Genomic DNA, 21,766 nt, shown 5'->3' on the forward strand with positions numbered 1-21,766 from the left:
CCTCTCCCCCCGCTGCGCGGGCGGAGAGGGTGCAACCTACTCCCCGTACGGCACCCAGATGTTCTTGACCTGGGTGGCACGGCGCAGGAAGTCGCGACCCTGGGCCTGGATGTCGTCCAGCCAGTCCCGGGCACGGCCATGATCGACCCATGTCGCCTTGAGATTGCCGGCGGCCGCCGCCTCGACAGCGGCGCTGCCGCTCTTGGAGCCGGCATACCAGAGCGCCGACACCTCGTCGTGCTCGGCCAGCACCTTGGCGAGTGCGTCGGGCTCACCGGTGATGATGTTCACGACGCCGGCCGGCACGTCGCTGGTGTCGAGGACCTGGTAGAGATCGGTCGCCGCCAACGGATGGCGCGCCGACGGCACGACGATGACGCGATTGCCCATGGCGATGGCCGGCATCACCAGCGACATCACGGCCAGCAACGGCGCCTCGTCCGGGCAGACGATGCCCATGACGCCCCACGGCTCGTTCATCGCCAGCGTGACGTGACGCGCGCGCGTTGCATGCACGGCGCCGTCGAACTTGTCGGCCCACGCCGCATAGTGGAAGGTACGGCGAATCGCGGCCGCGACCTCCGCCGCAGCGGCTTTGGCGGTGATGCCCGTCATCGACATCAGCCGGGCTTCGAACTCGCCACCGCGCGCCGCGAGGTTCTCGGCGACGTAGTAAAGCACCTGGGCCCGGTTGTGGGCCGTCACGGTGCTCCAGCCGGTCGCCTTCGCCGCCGCCTCGACGGCATTGCGGATGTCCTTGCGATTGCCGAGCCCGGCCTGGCCCAAAGAGCGGCCAGCCCGATCGACCACCGAATAGCTGTGGCCGCCATCCGGGCGCGCCTGCTGGCCGCCGACATAGAGCTTGGCCGTGCGATCGATCGACGGCAGGCCGGCGACCGTGCCGGCGGCAGGAAGCGGCGAGAGTGCCGGGCGCGCGGCGTCCTTGCGTGCCTTGCCTGGCTTCTTCTCCCACACCGGCACGAGATATTCGTAAAGCCCCTCGCGGCCACCTTCGCGACCGAAACCCGACTCGCGGTAGCCGCCGAAACCCGACGCGGCATCAAACAGGTTCGTGGCGTTGATCCAGATGACACCGGCTTTCAGCCTGGCCGCGACGTCGAGGGCGCGGTCGATGTTCTCCGACCAGATCGAACCTGCAAGCCCGTAGCGCGTGTTGTTGGCCAGCGCCACCGCTTCGTCCGGCGTGCGGAAGGTCATGCCGGCGATCACGGGACCGAAGATCTCGACCTCGGCAATGGTCGATGCCGGCTCGACCCCGGTGAAGAGAGTCGGCGGATAGAAACAACCCCGGGCCGGCAGCGCGATGGATGGCTGAAAGAGCTGGGCGCCTTCCTGCGTGCCCTTGTCGACCAGCGCGCGGATGCGATCGAGCTGCACCGGTGCCACGACAGCGCCGATATCGGTCGACTTGTCGAGCGGATCGCCGACCCGCAGGGTTTCCATGCGGGCGCGCAGCTTGCGATAGAGCCGATCGGCAATGCCCTCCTGCACCAGCAACCGTGAGCCGGCACAGCAGACCTCGCCCTGGTTGAACCAGATCGCATCGACCACGCCTTCGACCGCGGCATCGAGATCGGCGTCTTCGAACACGATGAAGGGCGACTTGCCGCCCAGCTCCAGCGACAGCTTCTTGCCGGTACCGGCGGTCACCCGGCGGATCAGGCGACCGATCTCGGTCGAACCGGTGAAGGCGATCTTGTCGACACCGGCATGATCCACCAGCGCAGCGCCGGTCGATCCGTCACCGGTCACGATATTGACGACGCCGCGCGGCAGGCCGACCTCAAGACAGATCTCGGCAAAGGCCAGCGCCGTGAGCGGCGTGAACTCGGCCGGCTTCAGCACCACGGTATTGCCTGCCGCCAGCGCCGGCGCGATCTTCCACGCCAGCATCAGCAGCGGGAAGTTCCACGGGATGATCTGGCCGCAGACTCCCACCGGCACATGATCCGGGAACTCGCCGGCGCACAGCTCGGCCCAGCCGGCATGATGATAGAAATGGCGTGCTGCCAGCGGCACGTCGATATCGCGCGTCTCGCGGATCGGCTTGCCGTTGTCCATGCTCTCCAGCACGGACAGAAAGCGCTCGCGCTTCTGGATATGGCGCGCCAGCGCATAGAGATGCCGTGCCCGGACATGGCCGGGCAGCGCGGACCACGGCTTGAATGCCCGGCGCGCCGCGACGACGGCGCGGTCGATGTCCGCGACAGAGCCCTGGGCCACCCGGGCGATCTGCGTCTCCCGCGCCGGGTCGAAGACGTCGATCATGGCGCCGTCGGCCGGCGCGACGAAGGCGCCATCGATGAAATGCCCGAAGCCGCCGGCGTGCTGCTCCAGCCATGCCGACGCATGGTCATTCGCCTCCGGCGACGGGCCATAATCCATGCTGTCGAGGATGTCCTTCACGAGCACCATCACCCGCTCCTCTTCAGCCCACGGCGTGGTGATGGCCGGCGGCATAGCGGCCGGTCACGAAATGCTCGATCTGACGTTCGATGTCGGCCAGCAGGCTGCTGGCGCCGATGCGGAACAGGTCCGGCTCGAGCCATGGACGCCCGAGTTCCTCCTTCATCAGGATCAACCAGTTGAGCGCATCCTTGGCGGTGCGCAGCCCGCCGGCCGGCTTGAAGCCGACACGCACGCCCGTCTGGTGCTGGTAGTCGCGAATCGCCCGCAGCATGACGAGGCTGACCGGCAGGGTGGCGTTGACATCCTCCTTGCCCGTCGACGTCTTGATGAAATCCGCTCCCGCCATCATGGCCACCATGCCGGCCTTGTAGACGTTGCGCAGCGTTTTCAGATCGCCGGTCGCCAGAATCGCCTTGAGGTGCGCCGCGCCACAGGCCTCGCGCATCGCCTTCACCTCGTCGTAGAGCCCCTGCCAGTCACCGGTCAGGGCTTGCGCGCGGCTGATCACGATGTCGATCTCGGCGGCGCCTTCGCCGACGGCATAGCGGATCTCGCCCAGCCGCTGCGCCAGTGGCGTCTGGCCGGCGGGAAAGCCGGTGGCGACCGACGCCACGGGAATGCCGGAGCCGTCCAGCGCCTTGACGGCGGGTCCGACCATGGCGGGATAGACACAGATCGCACCGACCCGGGGCGGATCGTCGGCCAGGCCCAGCGCCGCGACCAGATCGTCGCGCAGGGGACGCCGTCCCTTGGCGCACAGGCGACGGACGCGGCCGGGCGTGTCGTCGCCGGCCAACGTGGTGAGATCGATGCAGGTGACGGCCTTCACCAGCCAGGCGGCCTGGTATTCCTTCTTCACCGATCGGCGCGCCGGCAACGTTGCCGTCCGTCGCTCCGCCGCCGAGAGATTGACCTGCATGGCATCGAACCACGCCATCTGCAGGGCCGTGCCCTCGTTGCGCTGACGATGGTTGGCCAGCGCCAGCTTGCGCGGCGCGTGGCCCAATCCGACATCAGAACGCATCACCCGCCTCCCTCGACCAGGCGGCCGCAAAACGTCGAATGATACGCCCGCGCAGCGCCGTTGCGAAAGCCGCCTAGTACCCGCTATCGCTCGAGTATGACTGGGGACTGTCATCCCGAGCGCAGCGAGGGATCTTTTGATGCAGGCGCATTCGTGCGTCTCTTGCAGAAGATCCCTCGCTGCGCTCGGGATGACAGCTGTATCAGTGACGCGTGATCCCAGATACTAGCGCTTGCCCTCGATCGCCACTTCGACCAGATGCGGTTCGCCCGACGCGACGGCTCGCGCGATGGCAGCCCGCAGGTCGTCAGGATTCGTGACGGCCGTGCCGGCCACGCCCATGCCGCGCGCCATGTCGACAAAGCCCAGCCCGGGCTGCGTCAGGTCCATGTGCGGATAGGGATGGTTCATGAGCTCGCCGAAGCGCTGGCGGTAGACGTCGAGATTGTGCTTCAGAACGCGATACTCGCGATTGGCCAGGATCACGAAGACGATGGCGAGCTTGTGGTGCGCGGCGGTCCACAGCGCCTGGATGCTGTACATCGCCGAGCCATCGCCGGAGACCGCCACGACGACGCGGTCCGGATGGGCCACCTTGGCGCCGATGGCACCGGCCAGGCCCTGGCCGATCCCGCCGCCGCGTCCGCTGTAGTAGTCACCCGCTTTCGAGAACTCGAATGCCCGCGCCAGATCGATGTTGGCCGTGATGGATTCGTCGACAACGACGGTATTGGCCGGCACGGCCGCCCGGATCTCCGACATCGCGCGCGCCATCGACATCGGCAGGCGGTTCCATGCCTTCTGGACACGGGCCTGATAGGACGCGGTCTCGTCGTCCTTGGCGGCCTTGAGTGCCGCGTTACGTCGCGCCGCTGCCGTGCGATAGCTGTCGTCGGCCGACGCCCCGACGCTGTCGTGCACGGCGCGCAACGTGTGCTGCAGCTGCCCCACCAATCCAGCCTGCGGTGCATAATTATACGCCAGGCGCTGCGGCGACTCCTCGAGCTGCACCACCACGGCGCCATCCGGAAACGGATCACCGGCGGCGTACCAGACGTCCTCGAAGAACGGTCCGCCGGCCAGCAGCACCAGATCGGCGCCGCCGAGCGCCTTGCGGATGGCCGCCGCATCGAACGGCACGGCGCCGCGGGCGCTGGGGTGCGTCGAGGGGAACGACAACTGGTGGCGCAGGCCCTCGACCCAGACCGGCGCGCCGATGCGTTCGGCCAGCGCCACCAGTGCGTCGTTGGCCCCGGCCCGCGCCACGTCGTCGCCGGCGACGATCACCGGTGCCCGGCTGGCCAGCAGCAGGCGCGCAACATCGGTCACACCATCAGGATCCGGCCGCCCCGCGCGGTAGAGCGTCCCGGGACCGATCGCATCGATGTCGGTTTCCTGCTCCATCACGTCGATGGGCAGCGCGACGAACACCGGGCCGGCCGGCGGATCGTTGGCGATCTTGAAGGCGCGGCGCAACAACGGCCCCAACTCGTCGGCGCGCTCGGCCTGCACGCTCCACTTGGTGACAGGCGCCGCCATCGCCACGAGATCATGTCCCAGCAACGGATCGCGCAAACGCATGCGGGTATCCTGCTGGCCGGCCGTCACCACCATCGGCGAGGATGCCTTGAGTGCGCTGTAGAGCATGCCGAGCGCATTACCCAGACCCGGTGCGACGTGCACGTTCACGACCCCGGTGCGACCGGTGGCCTGCGCGTAGAAGCTGGCGGCGCCCAGCGCGACGCCTTCGTGCAGCGCGACGACATAATCGATCTGCGGATACTCGGGCAGGCTGTCGATCAGCGGGCTTTCGGTCGTACCGGGATTGCCGAAGATGTGTCGCACGCCGTGCTTGACCAGACTTTGCATGAACACATGTCGCCCGCGCATACACGCCTCCCGTACGGCCTCGATTCCGGACGCGATCATAGGCGCTCGCAGCGATCCTTGGTAAAAAGCACGCATGACACAGGCGGGACTCACCGTTGCGGTGATCGGTGGTGGCATCGGCGGCCTGGCCGCGGCCGCGTTGCTGTTGGATGCCGGTTTCGATGTGCAGGTCTATGAGCAGGCCGGCGCGCTGAGCGAAATCGGCGCCGGCATCCAGATCAGCCCCAACGGGTCACGCATCCTGCATCGGCTCGGCCTCGCGGGCGTGCTGGCCCAACGTGGCGTGCGGCCGGTGGGCGTTCACCAGCGCCGCTGGGATGACGGCCGCACCTTGCAACGCGCGCCGCTGGGCGAAACGGTCGAGCGGACCTTCGGCGCGCCCTACTACCATTTCCACCGCGCCGACCTGCTGGCCGCGATCGCCGCGGTGCTGCCCGGTGAGCGCGTGCATGTCGGTCATCGGCTTGTCGATGCCATCGACCACGGCAGTCACGTCGAGGCGCGCTTCGAGAACGGCGCGCGGATCACCGCTGACATGTTGATCGGCGCCGACGGTATTCACTCCCGCGTGCGCCAGATCCTGTTCGGCGACGACAAGCCGCGTTTCACCGGCTGTGTTGCCTATCGCGGGCTGGTGCCGGCCGAGCGACTGGCCCCTCTGAACCTGGAGGTGACGTCCAACAGCTGGTGGGGACCGGGTGGCCACTTCGTGCACTACTATGTCGCCGGCGGCCGACTGATGAACTTCGTGGCTGTGCAGGAGGAAGAATCCTGGACCCGCGAGTCGTGGAACGAGCGCGGCGCGGTGGCCGACGCGCTGCGTCTGTTCGAGGGCTGGCACCCGCAGGTGCGGACCATCATCGGTGCCGTCGACGAGACCTTCAAATGGGCGCTGTTCGATCGCGAGCCGCTGCCGCGGTGGTCGGCCGGCCGCATCACGCTGCTGGGCGATTCCTGTCATGCCATGCTGCCGTTCATGGCCCAGGGCGCCGTCCAGTCGATCGAGGACGGCGCGACGCTGACCGCCTGTCTTGTGCAGGCCGATGGCAACGTGCCCGGTGCGCTCGCGCGCTATGAGTTGCTGCGCAAGCCGCGCACCACGCGGCTGCAGGAGATGTCGCGCCACAACAAGACGCGCTTCCACCTGCCTGACGGCATCGATCAACAGAAACGCGACGCCCAGACGGCCGCCACGGGCGACCGGTCCATCGCGGCGGTCGGCTGGCTTTACGCCCACGATGCCGGTGTCCTTCCCGGCGCAGCAGCTTGACGGAGCAAACCATGGCTGGAGCCATCTATCCCGATCTCGCCGGCCGCACCGTGCTGGTGACCGGCGGTGCCACCGGCATCGGTGAGGCCATCGTGCGCGCCTTCGCGCGCCAGAAAAGCCGCGTGGCGTTCATCGACATCCAGCAGGCGCCGGCCGAGGCGCTGGTGCGCGACCTGCACGAGCAGGGTGCCGACGTGCATTTTGAGCGCGCCGATCTGACCGACATCGCCGCGCTGCGGACTGCTGTCGATACCGTGCGTGGCCGCTTCGGGCCCATCACGGCGCTGGTCAACAACGCCGCGTTCGACGAGCGGCATGCCACGCAAGACGTCACGCCCGAGCAGTGGGACGCCCTGATGGCCGTCAACCTGCGCCATCAGTTCTTCGCCGCCCAGGCGGTGCTGCCGGACATGACGGCGGCCAGGGGTGGCGCGATCGTGAACTTCGCCTCGATCTCGTGGATGACCGGCATGGGCGGCATGGCGGTCTACACCGCCGCCAAATCGGCCGTGCTGGGCCTGACCCGCTCGCTGGCGCGCGACTATGGGCCCTTCAACGTGCGGGTGAACGCCGTCGCGCCGGGCTGGATCCGCACCGAACGCCAGCAGCGCAAGTGGATCACGCCGGAGGGCGAGAAGCGCATGCTGGACGCGCAGTGCCTCAAGCGCTGGCTGGTTCCCGACGATGTCGCCCGCTTCGTGGTGTTCCTGATCTCAGACGAGGCCGCGGCCTGCACCAGCCAGCACTACGTCGTCGACGGCGGCTGGGTCTGATCCCACGGCAGGTAGGTCAGCTCCGGCCAAAGCGTGCGCCACCGCGCGACCTTCTTGTCGTAGACGGCACGGGTGATCTGGCGCTTGTTGGGCCGCACGATGCCACCCATCAGATCATCGACGCCGAACGGCGCGCAGACGTTCAGCGCACCGGCCTCCAGCCGCACGCCGATGCTAGTCGCCGTGGTCGGGAAGGTGCCGATGGCATCCTCGGTCGAGCGATAGGCATCGATGCCATGGCCGAAGACGTCCCTGTACCAGAGATGCACACGGGCTTCGTTCTTCACGTCGAGCTTGACCGGCACATCGGCCAGCAGCACGCGCAGGCGCGCTTCGTGCGCCGCTTCGGTTTCGGCCGACAGGTCGGCGGCGTCGAAATAGACGATGTCGATATCCCGGATGCCGTGCAAGGGATCCCGGCCGGTGGCGGCATTCCACACGCTCTGCGTCACCGCACCGGCCACCAGCCAGGCGTCGGGCAGCGCCCAGGCCGCGCAATGGTCGAGCACCACGGCCAGCACAGGGTGGCCACGCACGACGGTTTCGAGGGATGGCGGGCTCACACGGCTTCCAGCGGCGCGTTGAGAACGATGGTGCCGGGCACGATGATGCCGCCGCGGTCGCCGATATCGACCTTGCCGTAGCGCTGGGCGAACACCGGCGGCAGCGGCCGCGCGCCAGGGCAGGCCAGCCACAGGCGCAGCAAGTGGCGGCGCCGATCGGGCTCGTCCCAATCCTCGAAGCCGGTGCGATCGTGCAGCAGGGTATGGTTGTGCACGAACTGCATGTCGCCCGGCCTGAATTCCATGTGCAGGTTCAGCGCCGGATCGTTGGCCAGTTCATCGAACAGGTCGAGCGCCTCGACCTGCTGGGCGCTCAGGACCGGCACGTCGGCCAGGCGCTGGGCACTGTCGATGTACTGGCGCTGGTACAGCGCCGTCAGGTGGCCTTCGTGCCAGCTGAAGACCGGGATCTCGAAGTACGGCTTCATGCCGGCGGGGACCTCGCCGCGGCGGTCCGTGGCGATGGGCTCGAACAGCAGGGCCAACAGATCGGGCCGGCGGCGCCGCATCTCGTTGAAGATCGTGGTCGAGCTGACCAGGGTCGACAGGCCGCCCCGCCGCGCCGTCTTCAGGCACAGCAAACCCACCACGTCGCAGGAATCGGTGTGATAGGTCTGCCGCTCGTTGGTCTGGTAGATGCGGACACTGGGATCCTTGCTCGACAGGCCCATGTCCTTGACATGGCCCAGCACATGGCCCTTCGCGTTCTGCGACCGGGCATTGCCGAGATGGGCACCGATGCCGAAGAATGCCGTCGCCGCCTGGCGCAGGCTGTAGCGTTCGACCGGCAGGCCGCGCAGCAGCACGAAGCCGCGGCCGTGCAGCAACGCCTCGAGCGCCTGCGCCAGCTTCGGTCCCAGTGTCGGCAGCGGAAAGTCCGCCGGCGTGACCTGCGCGATGTCGGCCGCACGCGCCGCCAAGCGCTGCGTCGCGGCGTCGATCTCGGCGAGGTCGGCCGCCGACAACGCCACGATCCAATCGGTGCGCTGCGCCATGTCAGGTCCATACCAGGCAGCCGGCCCAGCCTGATGGGACGGCAACGCGACAAGCGAACGGGCGGACATGGGCCTCCCCCGAAGTGGTGGAATACCCAGGTCTAACCGCACCGCACCGCGAAGGGAAGCCGCAGCCTCGAAGGGACGCAATGCACGATCACGCGCCGGCCAACACGACAAGCGGCGCCGCCGGTGTCCGCTCCGCCCCGGTCACGAACGGCGGAACACCTGCAGGCTGCGATCTGCCGACATCTGCCGCCCTGGCACCGGTTGGCGACAGACATCCCTCACTTGCGCTTGGCGGGACCCGACAGCTTATGCGCCCGCGAGGCGGCCCCGACCGCCTTGACCATCTCGAAGATACGCTTACGTACCTTCGCCTCGTCGATCTTGTAGTAGGCGCGCACCAGTTCGAGCGTCTCGCGCTTGGCGAGCGGATCCTTCTCGTCCTCGAAGGGCGTGCCCTCCTCGGCAAAACCGCTCTTGCGGCCCCGACCGCGCCGCGGGCCGACCAGAACGTTGACCGGCATGTCTTCGAAGAAATAGGACACCGGGACGTCCAGCACCTTGCTGAACTCGTACAGCCGGCTGGAGCCGATGCGGTTGGCGCCCCGTTCGTATTTTTGGATCTGCTGGAACGTCAGACCGACGGCCTCGCCCAGTTTCTCTTGACTCATGCCGAGCAATGTTCGGCGTTGCCGCACCCGTGTCCCCACGTGAACGTCGACCGGATGACCTGCCATTTTTGAAACTCCTTCACTTGCGACTACCGGGCCACCCGGTGCGATGGCTCGGCGCCGCCGGGATCGCCGTCCCGGGCTCGCCTCCTGCGTGCGGGGTAGGTGCGGTTTGTCCCGCGTCCTTCCACAGTACAACGCAGATGCGCGTTTCTAGCGTTAAGCTAACCTGCGCACGGTCGTTATTCTGACGTGAAATTGTCCTATTGTTAATACCTTTTTTGATATGTCCGGTTGCTTTCTTGTGACCGCTTTCGCGCCGTTTTAAGCCTGGGAAACAGGTGAGGCGCCGTGAACCGGACTGCAGGACAATCTAATTTCGATTAGCGAGATAAACACCGGGCAGAGCCAGGAGCAACAATAAGGCGAGAAATGACCAATCACCAAACCGCGCAAACGGCGTTGCCGGCCCAGGCGGCGGCAGGTTGTGGTCGATGATGCCGGTTTTCTCCATGCCCAGTTGTGCCTCGACCCGCCCGAACCGATCGATAATGGCAGAGATGCCGGTATTGGCGACACGCACCAGCGGTAGTCCTTCTTCCACGGCACGCAGACGGGCGCTCACCATGTGCTGGTAGGGCCCGCTGGACGCGCCGAACCAGGAGTCGTTGGTGACATTGAGGATCCAGTCCGGGCGGTCGAGCGGGTCGACCACCGCGGCCGGGAAAATGGCTTCGTAGCAGATGATGACGCCCACCGGCGGCAGCCCCGGCAGGCGCATGGTCCGCCGCTCCAGGCCGGCCTCGAAGGAGCCGCGGCCAATGGTATCGGCCAGAAACGCATAGTAATGGCGCAGCGGCAGATACTCGCCCAGCGGCACCAGGTGGATCTTGTCGTAGGTGGCGCGGATGAAGCCCTTGCCGTCGACCGCGTGCAGGCTGTTCCACTGCGGCCGCGCGCTGCCGGGCGATATGACGCGCGCCTCGTCCACCGTCATGGCACCGCGCGGCGCCCCGACGAGCAGGTAGCCGTCCGCGGGCGCCACTGTGGCGACGGTGCGCAGATAGTCGGGCGATTGCGCCAGCAGGAACGGCACGGCGGTCTCCGGCCAGATCACGTGGCGTAGGTCGGCCGGTCGGTCCGCCGTGCTCATGTCCAGCATCTTGGCCAGGTGCCGGTCACGCATTTCCCACAGCCATTTTTCGCTTTGCGGAATATTAGGCTGCACCAGCCGCAGCATCGGGCCGGTATTGGGGGACGGCGCGGCCAGCAGGACACGCGGCGCGGCGGCAACAAAGGGCAGCAGCAGCAGGACGCCGACGATCAGGACGGCGCGCCCGCGGCCATCGCTGAGCGCGGCGGGCAGGGTCAGAAGCGCAACCGTGAGTGCGCTCAGTCCATAGACACCGAACCACGCCGCCGGCTGCAGGGTGACGGCGGCAAACGCCCAGACATGACCGAACGGATTCCACGGATAACCGGTGAAGACATGCCCGCGCAGCCATTCGAACGCCGCGAGCAGGACGGCAAACAGCAGCACCCGCAGCCAGCCCTGGCCCAGGCGCGGCCGGCGGCGCACGAGCCAGGTCCAGGACAGACACGACAGGCCGACGAAGATGGCCAGCACGACGGCCAGCCCGCCGACGATCGGCGGCCCGAGCGCCACGAAATCGGCCGGCGGCACCGAAAACGCCTCGATGATCCACAGACTGCCGACCGCGAAGTAACCCAGCCCCCACAACAGCCCGTCGCCAAAACTGCGTCGGTACGGTCGCTGCCGCGGCGGCGCGGCATCAGCCTCCTCGACCTCGGGCACGCGGGTGCCATCGATCAGCCAGAGCAGGCCGACCAGGCCCACCACCATCAGGGGGAACACATACCACGGTGGCATGGCGAAGCCGGCACCGGCGCCCAGCAGGGCAGCCAGCAGCCAGCGCCGCCAGCCGCGCATCGCCGCGACCGCGCAGGCGATGCGCCGGAGGGGCGATTCGAGCGACATCGGTCCCTTGTAGCCTGCGCGCCTGACGGCTGCATCCCACACGTGATTACAGGCGCAACGAGACTTTTTGCACGGTGGGATCGTCCGGCACCCGCAGGGGCACGAAGCCCAGCCGGCGGCTGAGCGACAGCATCGGCTCATTCTCGGACAGCACGTAGCCCATCACCGTCTTGAGACCGCGCGTGCGCGCATAGGCAATGATGTGGTTCATCAGGAAGGATCCCATGCCGTGGCCTTTCATATCACTGCGCACGGCAACGGCGAACTCGGCCGAGTCGTTGTCAGGATCGGCGGCGATGCGCACGACGCCCCAGGCGTGCCGACGGCCGTCGGCGTCGCCACCCAGCGCGATCAGGGCCATCTGGCGATCGTAGTCGAGCTGGGTGAGGCGCGCGGCCATCTCGTGCGACAGCCGCGGCAGCGGCGCGAAGAAGCGCATGCGCACGTCCTCGCGATCCATGCGGTCGGTCATTTCGATGATGAGCGGCTCGTCCTCCGGCCGCATCGGACGCAGCAGGAAGGTGCGACCGTCCGGCAATGCGTGCGTGCTCTCCAGTTCCTTGGGATAGGGTCGGATCGCCAGGCGCGATGCCGCTTGCTCCGACGGCGCCAGCCAGATGCGCGCCGCCATCGCCACCGCGGCCCGCGCATCGACCCGCAGCGGATCGATGCGCAGCGACTCGATCTCGGGCAGGTCGACGGCGATCTGCGCCACCTTGATCAGGGTGAGCGCCAGCGCATCGAGCGCCGCCGCCGGCTGGCCGTCGCCGCCTTGCAGCAGCCGCCAGACCCGCGTGCGGGTCATGACGTCGCGCGCCAGGGCCATGTTCAGCGGCGGCAGCGCCAGCGCGCGGTCATCAAGGCGACGGCCGACCAGCCCGCCGCGGCCGAACACCAACAGCGGGCCGAACACCGGATCCTCGCGCAGCGCCGCCACCAGGTCATAGGCCGTGCCCTCGACCGGCCGGAAGGTCGGTGCCGTCGCGATCGCCGCCGCCTGCAGCACGGCCAGCGACTCCTCCGGTGTCAGCTCGACACGCCCGGCGCGGCGCGCCAACTGCAGCACGGTGCGCGCGCGCTTGACGTCGATGGTGAACGTCTCGGGTTGCGAGGCCGGCGTCTGCATCAGGATTTCGCGGTTGCGGCGGAAGTTCACCAGATGCATGAACCCGCGCACCGCCTGACGCGGCGTGTCGTAGTTCGGCATGCCGGCCTCGACGAACAGGTGCCGCGCCGCCTCCTGGGTGGCGCCGCCGACCCAGCTCGCCAGCACCGGCTTGCGGCTGGCGGCGGCGGCATCGATCAGCGCCTGCGCCGGTGCCGTGGCCGGCACGAACGGCGAGGGCGCATGCACGGCCAGCAACGCGTCCACCGTCGGCGCCGCCAGCAGCGCCTGGGCCGCCTCGGCATAGCGTTCGGCCGGCGCATCGCTGGTCACGTCGAGCGGGTTGCCGCGGGTCCAGGTCTGGCGTCCTTGCGTACCGGGCTCGATCGCCGCGAGCCGGCCGCCGAGATCCAGCAGGGTATCGGCGGCCAGCACGCCGAGCCCGCCGCCGTTGGCCAGGATGGCGAGCCGATCGCCCACCGGCTGACGCCGGCCGGCCAGCGTTGCCGTGGCCTCGAACAGCTCGTCCAGGTCGCCGACCCGCAGCATGCCGGCGCGGCGGAAGGCAGCATCGTAGGCTTCCTCGGTCACGGCACCGGAATACGCGTGCGCCGTACGCGCCGTCGCCGAGCGGCGGCCGGTCTTCAGCACGATGACCGGCTTGGCGCGCGCCGCCGCCCGCGCGGCCGACATGAAGAGGCGCGCGTCCTTCACCCGTTCGATGTGCAGCAGGATGGCGCGCGTTCCTTCATCGAGCGCCAGCCAGTCGAGCATCAGGCCGAAATCGATATCGGTCATCTCGCCCAGGGTGACGGCGTAGCTGAACCCGATGCGCCGCGACGCAGCCCAGTCGACGGCGGCACTGGCCACCGCGGCCGACTGGGTGACAAAGGCGAGATCGCCGGCGACGGCCGCGGTCGGCGACAGGCTGGCGTCCAGCCCCAGCCCTGGCGATTGCAGGCCGACCGACGCCGGACCGAGGATGCGCAGCCCATAGCGCCGCGCGATGCGCGCCACCAGGCGCCTGGCCTTGAGATGACGCTCGGCATCGCCGCCGCCCAGATCATCGGCAAAAATCACGGCAGCCTTGCCGCCGCGCCGGCCAAGATCGCGCAGGATGCCGGGGACATGCCGGCCGGGTGCCGCGATCAACGCCAGGTCCGGGGCCGCGGGCAGCGCGCGGATGTCGCGGAATACGGCGCGATCGGCGTCGAGTGCGCCCCTGGGATTGACCAGCCACACCTCGCCCGCAAACCGGCCGTCGGTCAGCTTGCCCAGCAGCAGCGCGCCGACCGAGCCGGCCCGCACGCTGGCACCGACCAGAGCGACCGAACGGGGTTTCAGCAGAGCGTCGAGGTGGCGCAGGCTCATGATGATCGCATGCTGACCCCGAAAAGCGTCACCGCCAAGACTCCGTCAGCGGTCCCGGTGTCGCGCTCGCCATCTTAGCGCAGTGGAATGGCAAAAGCCCTGGCTTCAGCTCTGAGTCACAGCCCGTCCCGCCCCTGTCGGGGCGGCGAGGTCTCGGCGGGTGAGCCAGACCGCCAGGGCCACGGTCGGCAGGCCGATGACGGTCGTGTACAGGAAGAACAGCACGTAGCCCTGCTGCGCCGGCGCCTGGGCCAGCACGGTCAGCAGATCGCCCAGCACCGGCAGCGCTGGGCCATGCGCCTGGGCCCAGTCGACGATGGCACCCGACCAACCGCCGAGGAACTTGCCGGGCAGCAGCATCAGGGAGCTGAAGAGTGCGTATTGCGTCGCGGTGTAGGCCGTGTTGGTCAGGCTCGACAGGTAGGCGATGAACACCGAGCCCGAGATGCCGGTAACGAAATTGTCGGCCGAGATGGTGGCGGCCAGCAGCCAGACGTCGGGCTGGCCGTGTGCCGCCAGCGCCGCGAACAGCAGGTTGGTCAGCGGCAGCAGCAGCGCCATCCAGATCAGCGGCGCGCGGATCCCGTAGCGCGTGACGATGGCGCCGCCAGCCAGTGCGCCGCCGATCGACATCCAGAAGCCGTAGACCTTGCTGACGTTGGCGATGTCGGTCTTGGAGAAACCCATATCGATATAGAACGGGTTGGCCATCACCCCCAAGGTGATATCGCTGATGCGGAACAGGCCGATGAAGGCCAGGATCGCCACCCCCAGCCATCCCATGCGCTGGAAGAAATCGAGGAACGGTCCGACCACGGCAGTCGTGAACCACGCCGCGAGGCGCGATGAGACCGACTCTGCCGGCCCGTCATGCAGTGTCGCCACAACGCCTGCCGCTGTCGGTGCCGGCTCGCGGATCAGCAGGGTGGCGAGCACGCCGACGCCGCCCAGCGCCGCCATCGCGAAGTAGGCCATCCGCCAGTTGTAGATTTCCGCGACGTAGAGTGCGCCGGCGCCGGCGGCGAGCACGGCGATACGGTAGCCCAGCTGATAGGCGCCCGCCGTAGGCCCCTGCAGCTCTGGACCTGTCGCCTCGATGCGCCAGGCGTCGACGGCGATATCCTGGGTCGCCGAGGCGAAGGCGACCAGCACGGCGGCGATCACCAGCGGCTGCAGGTCGCTGCGTGGATCGAAGCCCGCCATCAGCAGCAGGCCGAGCACGATCACCGACTGCGCCACCAGCATCCAGCTGCGCCGCCGCCCCAGCCACCGAGTCAACAGCGGCACCGGAAGGCGGTCCACCAGCGGCGCCCAGGCGAACTTCCAGGCGTAGGTCATCGCCACCCAGCTGATGAAGCCGATCGTGGTGCGATCGATGCCGGTCTCGCGCAGCCGCGCCGACAGCGTGCTGAACACCAGCAGCAGCGGCAGCCCGCAGGAGAACCCCAGGAACAATGCCGAGCGCACGCTGCCATGGCGGTACGCGAGGATGGCCTCGGTCCAGCCGGGTCTGGTCTCGGATGCAGTGGAGTGAGGCACTGCGGGTCCTTATGTCTTCCTTCGGACCGCGCGCGTCCACGCGCGCATCGGCGTGGCAGCGTGGACAGAACTCGCTCTACGCTTCGCTACGAGCGAATGCGCGCGTGGACGCGCGCGATCCAAAGCAACATGTTTCAAATCAACGTCTTCAGCGGCTTCTCGGGACGTGCGCCGACGTGGCTGATGATCTCGGCGGCGGCAATACCGCCGATGCGGGCGCACTCGGCCAGCGGCAGGCCGCGCGTGAAGCCGTAGAGAAAACCGGCGGCATAGAGATCGCCGGCACCGGTGGTGTCGACGACCTTTTTCACGGGTGCGGCATCGACGACATGCACTTCCTCGCCGCGCACCACCACCGAGCCCTTGGCGCTGCGCGTCAGCGCCAGGACCTGGCCGTCACGCCGGGCCGCCTGCAGCGCATCGTCGAAGCTCTTGGCCTGATAGAGCGACAGCAGTTCGCCTTCGTTGGCGAACAGGATGTCAACCTTGTTGCGCACCAGATCGAGGAACTCATCGCGCCAGCGATCGACACAGAAGGAGTCGCTCAAGGTCAGTGACACCTGCCGGCCGGCAGCGTGCGCCGCGTCCATCGCCTTGACCACGGCGGCCTTGGCGTCGGGCGCATCCCACAGATAGCCCTCGACGTAGGTGACCGCGGCCGATGCGACAAGCGCGGGATCGACATCGGCCGGGCTCAACGTCACGCAGGCGCCGAGATAGGTATTCATCGTGCGCTGCGCATCGGGCGTCACGAAGATCAGGCTGCGCGCCGTCGGCGGTCCCGACGTCGCGGCCGGCGTGTCGAACGCCACGCCGGCCGCCCGGATGTCGTGGCGGAACGTCCACCCCAGGCCGTCGTCGCGCACCTTGCCGATATAGGCGGCCTTGCCGCCCAGCGAGGCGATGCCGGCCATGGTGTTGCCGCAGGAGCCGCCCGAGCATTCCACGGCCCCGCGCATCGCCTGGTACAACGCCTCGGCGCGCTCGGCATCGATCAGCGACATGGCGCCCTTGGCCAGCTTGTTCAGGCGCAGGAATTCGTCATCCGTGCTCGCCAGCACATCGACGATGGCGTTGCCCATGCCGAGCACGTCGTAAGATACGGTCATGAGGGGGAGCCCGATCCTTCTCGTTGTTGCGCCCGCAGTATATCGGCGCCCATCGGCACAGGGCTATCGCATATGGGCGCAGCCATGAAATTGCCTTGCCTTCGCAGGGTGAAAGACTCAACCCGTCACGCACAGTGCATCGCCAGGACCGCACTCTCGCAAGAGAGACAGCAGATCCTCGCGGGCCAGGGCCACGCAGCCTTCAGTCGGTGCAAAATCGGTGTGCGCCACGTGCAGAAAAATGGCGCTGCCGTCGCCGGCCACGGGAGGATCGTCGTTGTAGCCCAGTTCGACGATGACATCGTAGAGCGCGTCATCGCGCCACAGGCGTTCGTGCCGGGCCGCATGCGGCAGGACGACGGCGCGATTGTAGTCCGGTGACGCCGGATCATCGCACCAGCCGTCGCTCGGCGCGATCGCGCGCAGCGCCAGCGCGGTCTGCGGCGGACCGGGCAGGCGATCGGCGCGATACCAGACACGCCGCAGCCGCCACGTGCCGGCGGGCGTCACGCCATCACCCTCGCGCTTGGCGGTATGCACGCCGCCGCGGCCCAACGCACAAGGGCGATCGCCGAGGTTGGGAATTTGGAACCGGCCGCGCGACGGAAGGGCCGGATCAGCGATGACCCGGAAATCCGTCACTCGCTCACCACGACCCGGACGCGCTGGCCCGGCACCAGCTTGTCGCCCGCTTGCAGACCATTGAGCACCAGGAACCGTTCCAGGCGATGGCTGTCATCGGCCGGGCTGCGGCCGGCCAGCCGCTCCGGCGTGTCGCCCGCCTTGACGGTGACGATGGCCAACCGCCGAGGCCGTGCCCGCGCTGCCTCGGCGGGGCTGATACGGCGGAATGTTTGGGTCGCGTTGAACATTTCCTGGGCCCGCGACGCCGATCCCAGTGCGCGCGATACCAGCAGGAACGTGCAGATGCCGGGCGGAAAGCTGATCGCCACGACCCGCCCGTCGACGTCGCTGCTGTCGACCGAGCGTTGCGTGACGCCGGTCGCCGCCTCGAAGCCATTGATGATCAGGGGACGCGGATCGGTCAGCGGTATCGAGGGAAACAGCCGACGCATCGCATCGATCATGTTGCCTTCCGGCCGCCGTCGGGTGCAGGCGAACATCATGAAGGCATTGTCCGGGCCACGGGCCTGCACCGACTGCGGGTTGTTGAGCAGCGTATAGCCCGGGGGTGCCTCGAAGGCGAAGCCGAGCTGCGGATGCAGGAACCGCCGGCCGCGCGCAAAACCCTCCTGCGGCGTGTCGCCGTACAGCATGCCGTCGAGGGCATCGAGATAGGCCTCGGGCTCGCGCCGGCCGCCGGCATTGCCGGCGACCTCGGCGCGCGCCGCCTCGACACGATCGATCGTGCGGGGATGCGTGGCGAATCGGGTCTGGCGCTCGAAGACATCCGGCGGCAGGCCCAGCACGCGCGCCAGCAGCGTGTTGTACTCCTGCAATCGCTCCAACGCGCGAACGGCGGCGTTCGAATCGTAGCCGGCCTTGGTCATCAACTGGATGGCGATGCGGTCGGCGTCGAACTCCTGGTCGCGCGAGTAGGCGCGCATCTGCGCCAGTTCCGTCTCGGCGAAGGCCAGGGCCAGTTGCGGATCGCGGGTGCTGCGCGCCACCTCGATGGCCGTCTGGTAGATGCGGGCCTCCTGGGCGCGGCGCTGCGCGGCATGCCGCGCCAGGATGTGCGCCATCTCATGGCCCATCACCGACGCCAGTTCGGCCTCGTCCTGCAGCACCGCCAGCAGGCCGCGCGTCACGAATACATCGCCCCGCTCGGTCGCGAAGGCATTGACGGTCGGCGCGTTCAACACCGTGAACCGCCAGTTGCCGGCGCCCAATGCGTTGGCGGCCACCAATTGCTGACCGACGCGCGTGACGTAGGCAGCGGCCGGACCCTCCGTGTAGGCGCCGCCATAGCGGCGCAACGCCGCCGCCTGCTGGTTGTCGGCGGCGGTGGCCCGAGTCTCGCGGGAAGCCGTCGGCGCAGGTGCCGCCGTCGTTGCCGGTGGCGGGCCGTCGGCTTGCGGCGCGCACGCGCTCGCCAGCGCCAGCCCGAGCAGCGCCAGCAGCGTGGAGATCACCCGGAACATCGGGCGCTGCTCCCGGTTGGGCACACTCATGGCTCGACGACCTCCAATTGCTCCGGCACCACCAGGTCGATGACAGGCATACCGCCGCGCTGGCGCAACCATCCGCGCACCCGCACCTGCCGTCCGACGAGAACGGCAGGCTCGTGGCCCGCCGTCGCCATGAGTTTGCGGACCTTCGCCGCGATCGTCACGCCGAAATCGCGGCGCTGATCCTGGCCGAAGACCAGGGTCGTGCTGCCGCGGGTGGTGGCGACCGCGATCGGTCGATCCTCGACCACGACGTAGGTGTCATACAACGAGCCGACGTCCGACGACCGCAGCGGGCGATACCGGCTGTCGGCCCACAAACCACGCACTGCGGCCCGTGCCGCAGCCTCGGCAGCATAAAGGGACGGCGCCAAGGTCCGTGTCACAACTGTGGGATAAACGCGGGCATGGCCTGCGGCGAGGAGTCGCTCGGCAACCGACCGGCAGTCCGCGTCGCGCACCGCGACGAGGCGACGGCCATAGCGATCCACGGTGTCGCCGACGGGCGTCAGCCACAACGGCTGGCGCGCGACGATCGCCTCCAGCGCCGCCGACGCAGCATCGGCTGGCGAACCGCGTGGCCCGGGATCGCCGCGATGAGCATCATCGCGCAGGCGGGCGGGTGTGCGCGCGCCATCGCCGCGCTTGGGGGCCAACACACCGGCCAGGCGCCATTCCTGACCATCGGCGGTTACGAACGTGTCGCCGTCGATGGCGCGGGCACCGGTGCCGGCGGCGGCACCGGCTTCGTCGCAGCTTTCCGCGGCCGCCGGCCCGGTCGGCAGACCCAGCGCGGCGAACATAAAGAGAGCGACCAGAGTTGGGCATTTGACCCACCGGATCGTTTGCATAAAATCAGCATCCACCATGACCGCGACGGATGCCAGGCTGGGCGCCCGCGCAATTTGCCGGAGAGCACGGGGCGCATGCCGAGGTCGGAGAACCCGCTACGGTCGGAACTGTTCGCGGACATCGTTCCTTACGCCAGCGGCATGCTGGCCGTCGATCGCCGGCATACGCTCTACTGGGAGCAAAGCGGCAATCCCGACGGCGTGCCGGTGGTGTTCCTGCATGGCGGGCCTGGCGCCGGTTCGGCGCCGGTCCACCGGCGCTTCTTCGATCCATCGTTCTACCGCATCATCATTTTCGATCAGCGCGGCGCCGGCCGCTCGCTGCCGCTGGGTGACATCACCGACAACACCACGGCCGCCCTGGTCGATGATCTCGAGCGATTGCGCCAGCACCTGGGCGTCCAGCGGTGGCTGGTATTCGGGGGGTCCTGGGGATCGACACTCGCCTTGGCGTATGGCCAACGCCACCCCGATCGCTGCCTGGGCTTCATCCTGCGCGGCATCTTCCTGGGGCGCGACAGCGAGGTGCAGTGGTTCCTGCACGGCATGAAGGTCGTTTTTCCCGAGGCGTGGCGCGATTTCGTCGGCCACCTGCCGCCGGCTGAGCGCAGCGACATCCTGGCCAACTACTACCGCCGGCTCACCGACCCCGATCCGACGCGGCACCAGCCGGCCGCCCGCGCCTGGAGCCGCTACGAGGCGGCGTGCTCCACGCTGTATCCGGGCGCCAAGGGACCGCTCGATGCCGAGGGCGGCGGCTTCGCGCTGGCGCTGTCGCGCATCGAAGCGCACTACTTCGTCAACCGCATCTTCCTGCCCGAGGGTTGGCCCTGGAAGGATCTCGACCGCATCCGCCACCTGCCCTGCACCATCGTGCAGGGCCGCTACGACGTGGTCTGTCCGCCGGTGACGGCCGACGAGCTGCGGCAGGCTTGGCCCGAGGCCAACTGCGTGATCGTGCCAGACGCCGGCCACTCCGCACTGGAGCCCGGCATCCGTGCCGCCCTGGTGAACGCGACGGAGTCGTTCCGCCTGTCGCACTACAGCGTCGATCTCTTCGCCCCGCGCTTCCCCTGGCAGGAGTGAAACCCCGCACGCGGGTGTTGCGCCGGGATGAGACCGTCTTACGCCTGAGACAGAGGTTCGACCCCTAGAGCCGTTCATCGTGTGATGCTATCGCCATATGTGATTTTTTGAGCCCACGCCTGTCATCCCGAGCGTAGCGAGGGATCTTTTCGGCCGCGAACGGCGCGAAAAACTGCTGAAAGATTCCTCGCTACGCTCGGAATGACAGCGCGCGGCAATAAGATCACAGCCTCTGAGCGCAGCGAAGGACCTTGCGGTGGATCGCTCAAAGAGCGTCGGCGCTGGTGATCAACAGCGCCGACAGCGGCTATACCAGCACCGCAGGATCCTTCGCTGCGCTCAGGATGACAGCGGCGGCTGACCAGGCCTCTCTGCTCCTATCAAAACGTGAAGCGCTCTAGCGATAGTGCCGGCGCAGGCAGCTCATCAGCGCACCCAGAGCGTCCGATGTACCCTTCAAGGTGATGGAGAAATTGTTGGCGCCCTGGGGCTCGAAGTACATCACGTTGCCTTCGCGGATCTCCCCCAGCAGTTCCTGCGAGTCGGCAAGCACCACCATCAACACATCTGCCCGCAGCGCCATGGCCCGTCCGTTGCGCCGTTCCTGACTGTCGATCCAGTACGTCGCCGTGCCCTCCGATTCGGGGCGCCAGTTCCATTTCGGATTCTTGATCAAGATGGACCACTGCAGTTTGCGGGTCAGCATGAAGTGGACTTCGGCGCCGCCGCCGTACTGGCTGGTCACCGTGCAATAGTCGAACGCACCGTCCTTCTTGTGCGCCTCCAGGCTCCAGATGCCAACGGCGTTGCGCTCCACCACGTCGGCGCGGGCCTCTACGTTGCCCAGCAGCAGGCCGGCCAGCATCACCATTGCTGTCCAATACCTCGACATTTTCAACTCCACATCCCAATAAATAAGCGACTACTCACTTTATAAGGCAAAATTGAGGCG

At 68.0% G+C, this 21,766-nt stretch carries 16 protein-coding genes and 1 pseudogene; 3 read left to right on the top strand and 14 right to left on the bottom strand.

What is annotated here, in order from left to right:
* Positions 1-36: 36 nt before the first annotated feature.
* The 3 genes and pseudogenes from FQU96_RS38820 to FQU96_RS38830 form a co-directional block, all read right to left on the bottom strand.
* Positions 37-2,436, bottom strand: a complete 2,400-nt coding sequence (locus FQU96_RS38820; protein ID WP_146546796.1) for an aldehyde dehydrogenase family protein — start codon at positions 2,434-2,436, stop codon at positions 37-39.
* 151 nt (positions 2,437-2,587) lie between these two features.
* Positions 2,588-3,568: pseudogene (gene deoC / locus FQU96_RS38825) on the bottom strand (deoxyribose-phosphate aldolase); the annotation flags it as partial.
* 111 nt (positions 3,569-3,679) lie between these two features.
* A complete protein-coding gene (locus tag FQU96_RS38830) occupies positions 3,680-5,344 on the bottom strand; it encodes a thiamine pyrophosphate-binding protein (RefSeq protein WP_146546798.1) in 1,665 nt (554 codons plus the stop codon).
* A 73-nt stretch (positions 5,345-5,417) separates the two neighbouring features.
* Here FQU96_RS38830 and FQU96_RS38835 point away from each other — a divergent pair, with 73 nt between their 5' ends.
* Complete coding sequence (locus tag FQU96_RS38835) at positions 5,418-6,614, top strand: FAD-dependent monooxygenase (RefSeq protein WP_146546799.1); 1,197 nt, start codon at positions 5,418-5,420, stop codon at positions 6,612-6,614.
* An 11-nt stretch (positions 6,615-6,625) separates the two neighbouring features.
* Positions 6,626-7,387, top strand: coding sequence for an SDR family NAD(P)-dependent oxidoreductase (locus FQU96_RS38840; protein ID WP_146546800.1), 762 nt, complete (start codon positions 6,626-6,628; stop codon positions 7,385-7,387).
* On the opposite strand, the gene FQU96_RS38845 is transcribed toward FQU96_RS38840, so the two are convergent.
* The 10 genes from FQU96_RS38845 to FQU96_RS38890 form a co-directional block, all read right to left on the bottom strand.
* On the bottom strand, positions 7,360-7,950 hold the full coding sequence (locus FQU96_RS38845; RefSeq protein ID WP_146546801.1) for a nucleotidyltransferase family protein: 591 nt from the start codon (positions 7,948-7,950) through the stop codon (positions 7,360-7,362). The two genes, FQU96_RS38840 and FQU96_RS38845, sit on opposite strands and share 28 nt — an antisense overlap.
* Positions 7,947-9,014, bottom strand: a complete 1,068-nt coding sequence (locus FQU96_RS38850; protein WP_146546802.1) for a TauD/TfdA family dioxygenase — start codon at positions 9,012-9,014, stop codon at positions 7,947-7,949. Before FQU96_RS38850 ends, FQU96_RS38845 begins: the two co-directional genes overlap by 4 nt.
* A 218-nt stretch (positions 9,015-9,232) precedes the next feature.
* Positions 9,233-9,688, bottom strand: coding sequence for a helix-turn-helix domain-containing protein (locus FQU96_RS38855; protein ID WP_146546803.1), 456 nt, complete (start codon positions 9,686-9,688; stop codon positions 9,233-9,235).
* A 307-nt stretch (positions 9,689-9,995) separates the two neighbouring features.
* A complete protein-coding gene (gene lnt, locus FQU96_RS38860) occupies positions 9,996-11,621 on the bottom strand; it encodes an apolipoprotein N-acyltransferase (RefSeq protein ID WP_178131074.1) in 1,626 nt (541 codons plus the stop codon).
* A gap of 46 nt (positions 11,622-11,667) precedes the next feature.
* Positions 11,668-14,097, bottom strand: coding sequence for a bifunctional acetate--CoA ligase family protein/GNAT family N-acetyltransferase (locus FQU96_RS38865; RefSeq protein WP_146546805.1), 2,430 nt, complete (start codon positions 14,095-14,097; stop codon positions 11,668-11,670).
* 105 nt (positions 14,098-14,202) lie between these two features.
* A complete protein-coding gene (locus FQU96_RS38870; RefSeq protein WP_218575052.1) occupies positions 14,203-15,636 on the bottom strand; it encodes an MFS transporter in 1,434 nt (477 codons plus the stop codon).
* A 134-nt stretch (positions 15,637-15,770) separates the two neighbouring features.
* On the bottom strand, positions 15,771-16,745 hold the full coding sequence (locus FQU96_RS38875; protein ID WP_146546806.1) for an adenosine kinase: 975 nt from the start codon (positions 16,743-16,745) through the stop codon (positions 15,771-15,773).
* A gap of 117 nt (positions 16,746-16,862) precedes the next feature.
* Entirely contained in the window at positions 16,863-17,387 is a 525-nt protein-coding gene (locus FQU96_RS38880) for a L,D-transpeptidase (RefSeq protein ID WP_255468836.1), read from the bottom strand.
* A complete protein-coding gene (locus tag FQU96_RS38885; RefSeq protein WP_178131077.1) occupies positions 17,384-18,880 on the bottom strand; it encodes a M48 family metalloprotease in 1,497 nt (498 codons plus the stop codon). Before FQU96_RS38885 ends, FQU96_RS38880 begins: the two co-directional genes overlap by 4 nt.
* A complete protein-coding gene (locus FQU96_RS38890; RefSeq protein ID WP_178131079.1) occupies positions 18,877-19,680 on the bottom strand; it encodes a thermonuclease family protein in 804 nt (267 codons plus the stop codon). Before FQU96_RS38890 ends, FQU96_RS38885 begins: the two co-directional genes overlap by 4 nt.
* Before the next feature lie 123 nt (positions 19,681-19,803).
* Between FQU96_RS38890 and pip the strand changes: the two genes are divergently transcribed.
* Positions 19,804-20,814, top strand: a complete 1,011-nt coding sequence (pip, locus tag FQU96_RS38895) for a prolyl aminopeptidase (RefSeq protein ID WP_146546809.1) — start codon at positions 19,804-19,806, stop codon at positions 20,812-20,814.
* A gap of 397 nt (positions 20,815-21,211) precedes the next feature.
* Here pip and FQU96_RS38900 read toward each other — a convergent pair whose 3' ends face one another.
* Entirely contained in the window at positions 21,212-21,706 is a 495-nt protein-coding gene (locus tag FQU96_RS38900; RefSeq protein ID WP_146546810.1) for a hypothetical protein, read from the bottom strand.
* Between the last annotated feature and the right edge of the window lie 60 nt (positions 21,707-21,766).

This window comes from Reyranella sp. CPCC 100927, from assembly GCF_007859315.1.
Taxonomy (GTDB): domain Bacteria; phylum Pseudomonadota; class Alphaproteobacteria; order Reyranellales; family Reyranellaceae; genus Vineibacter.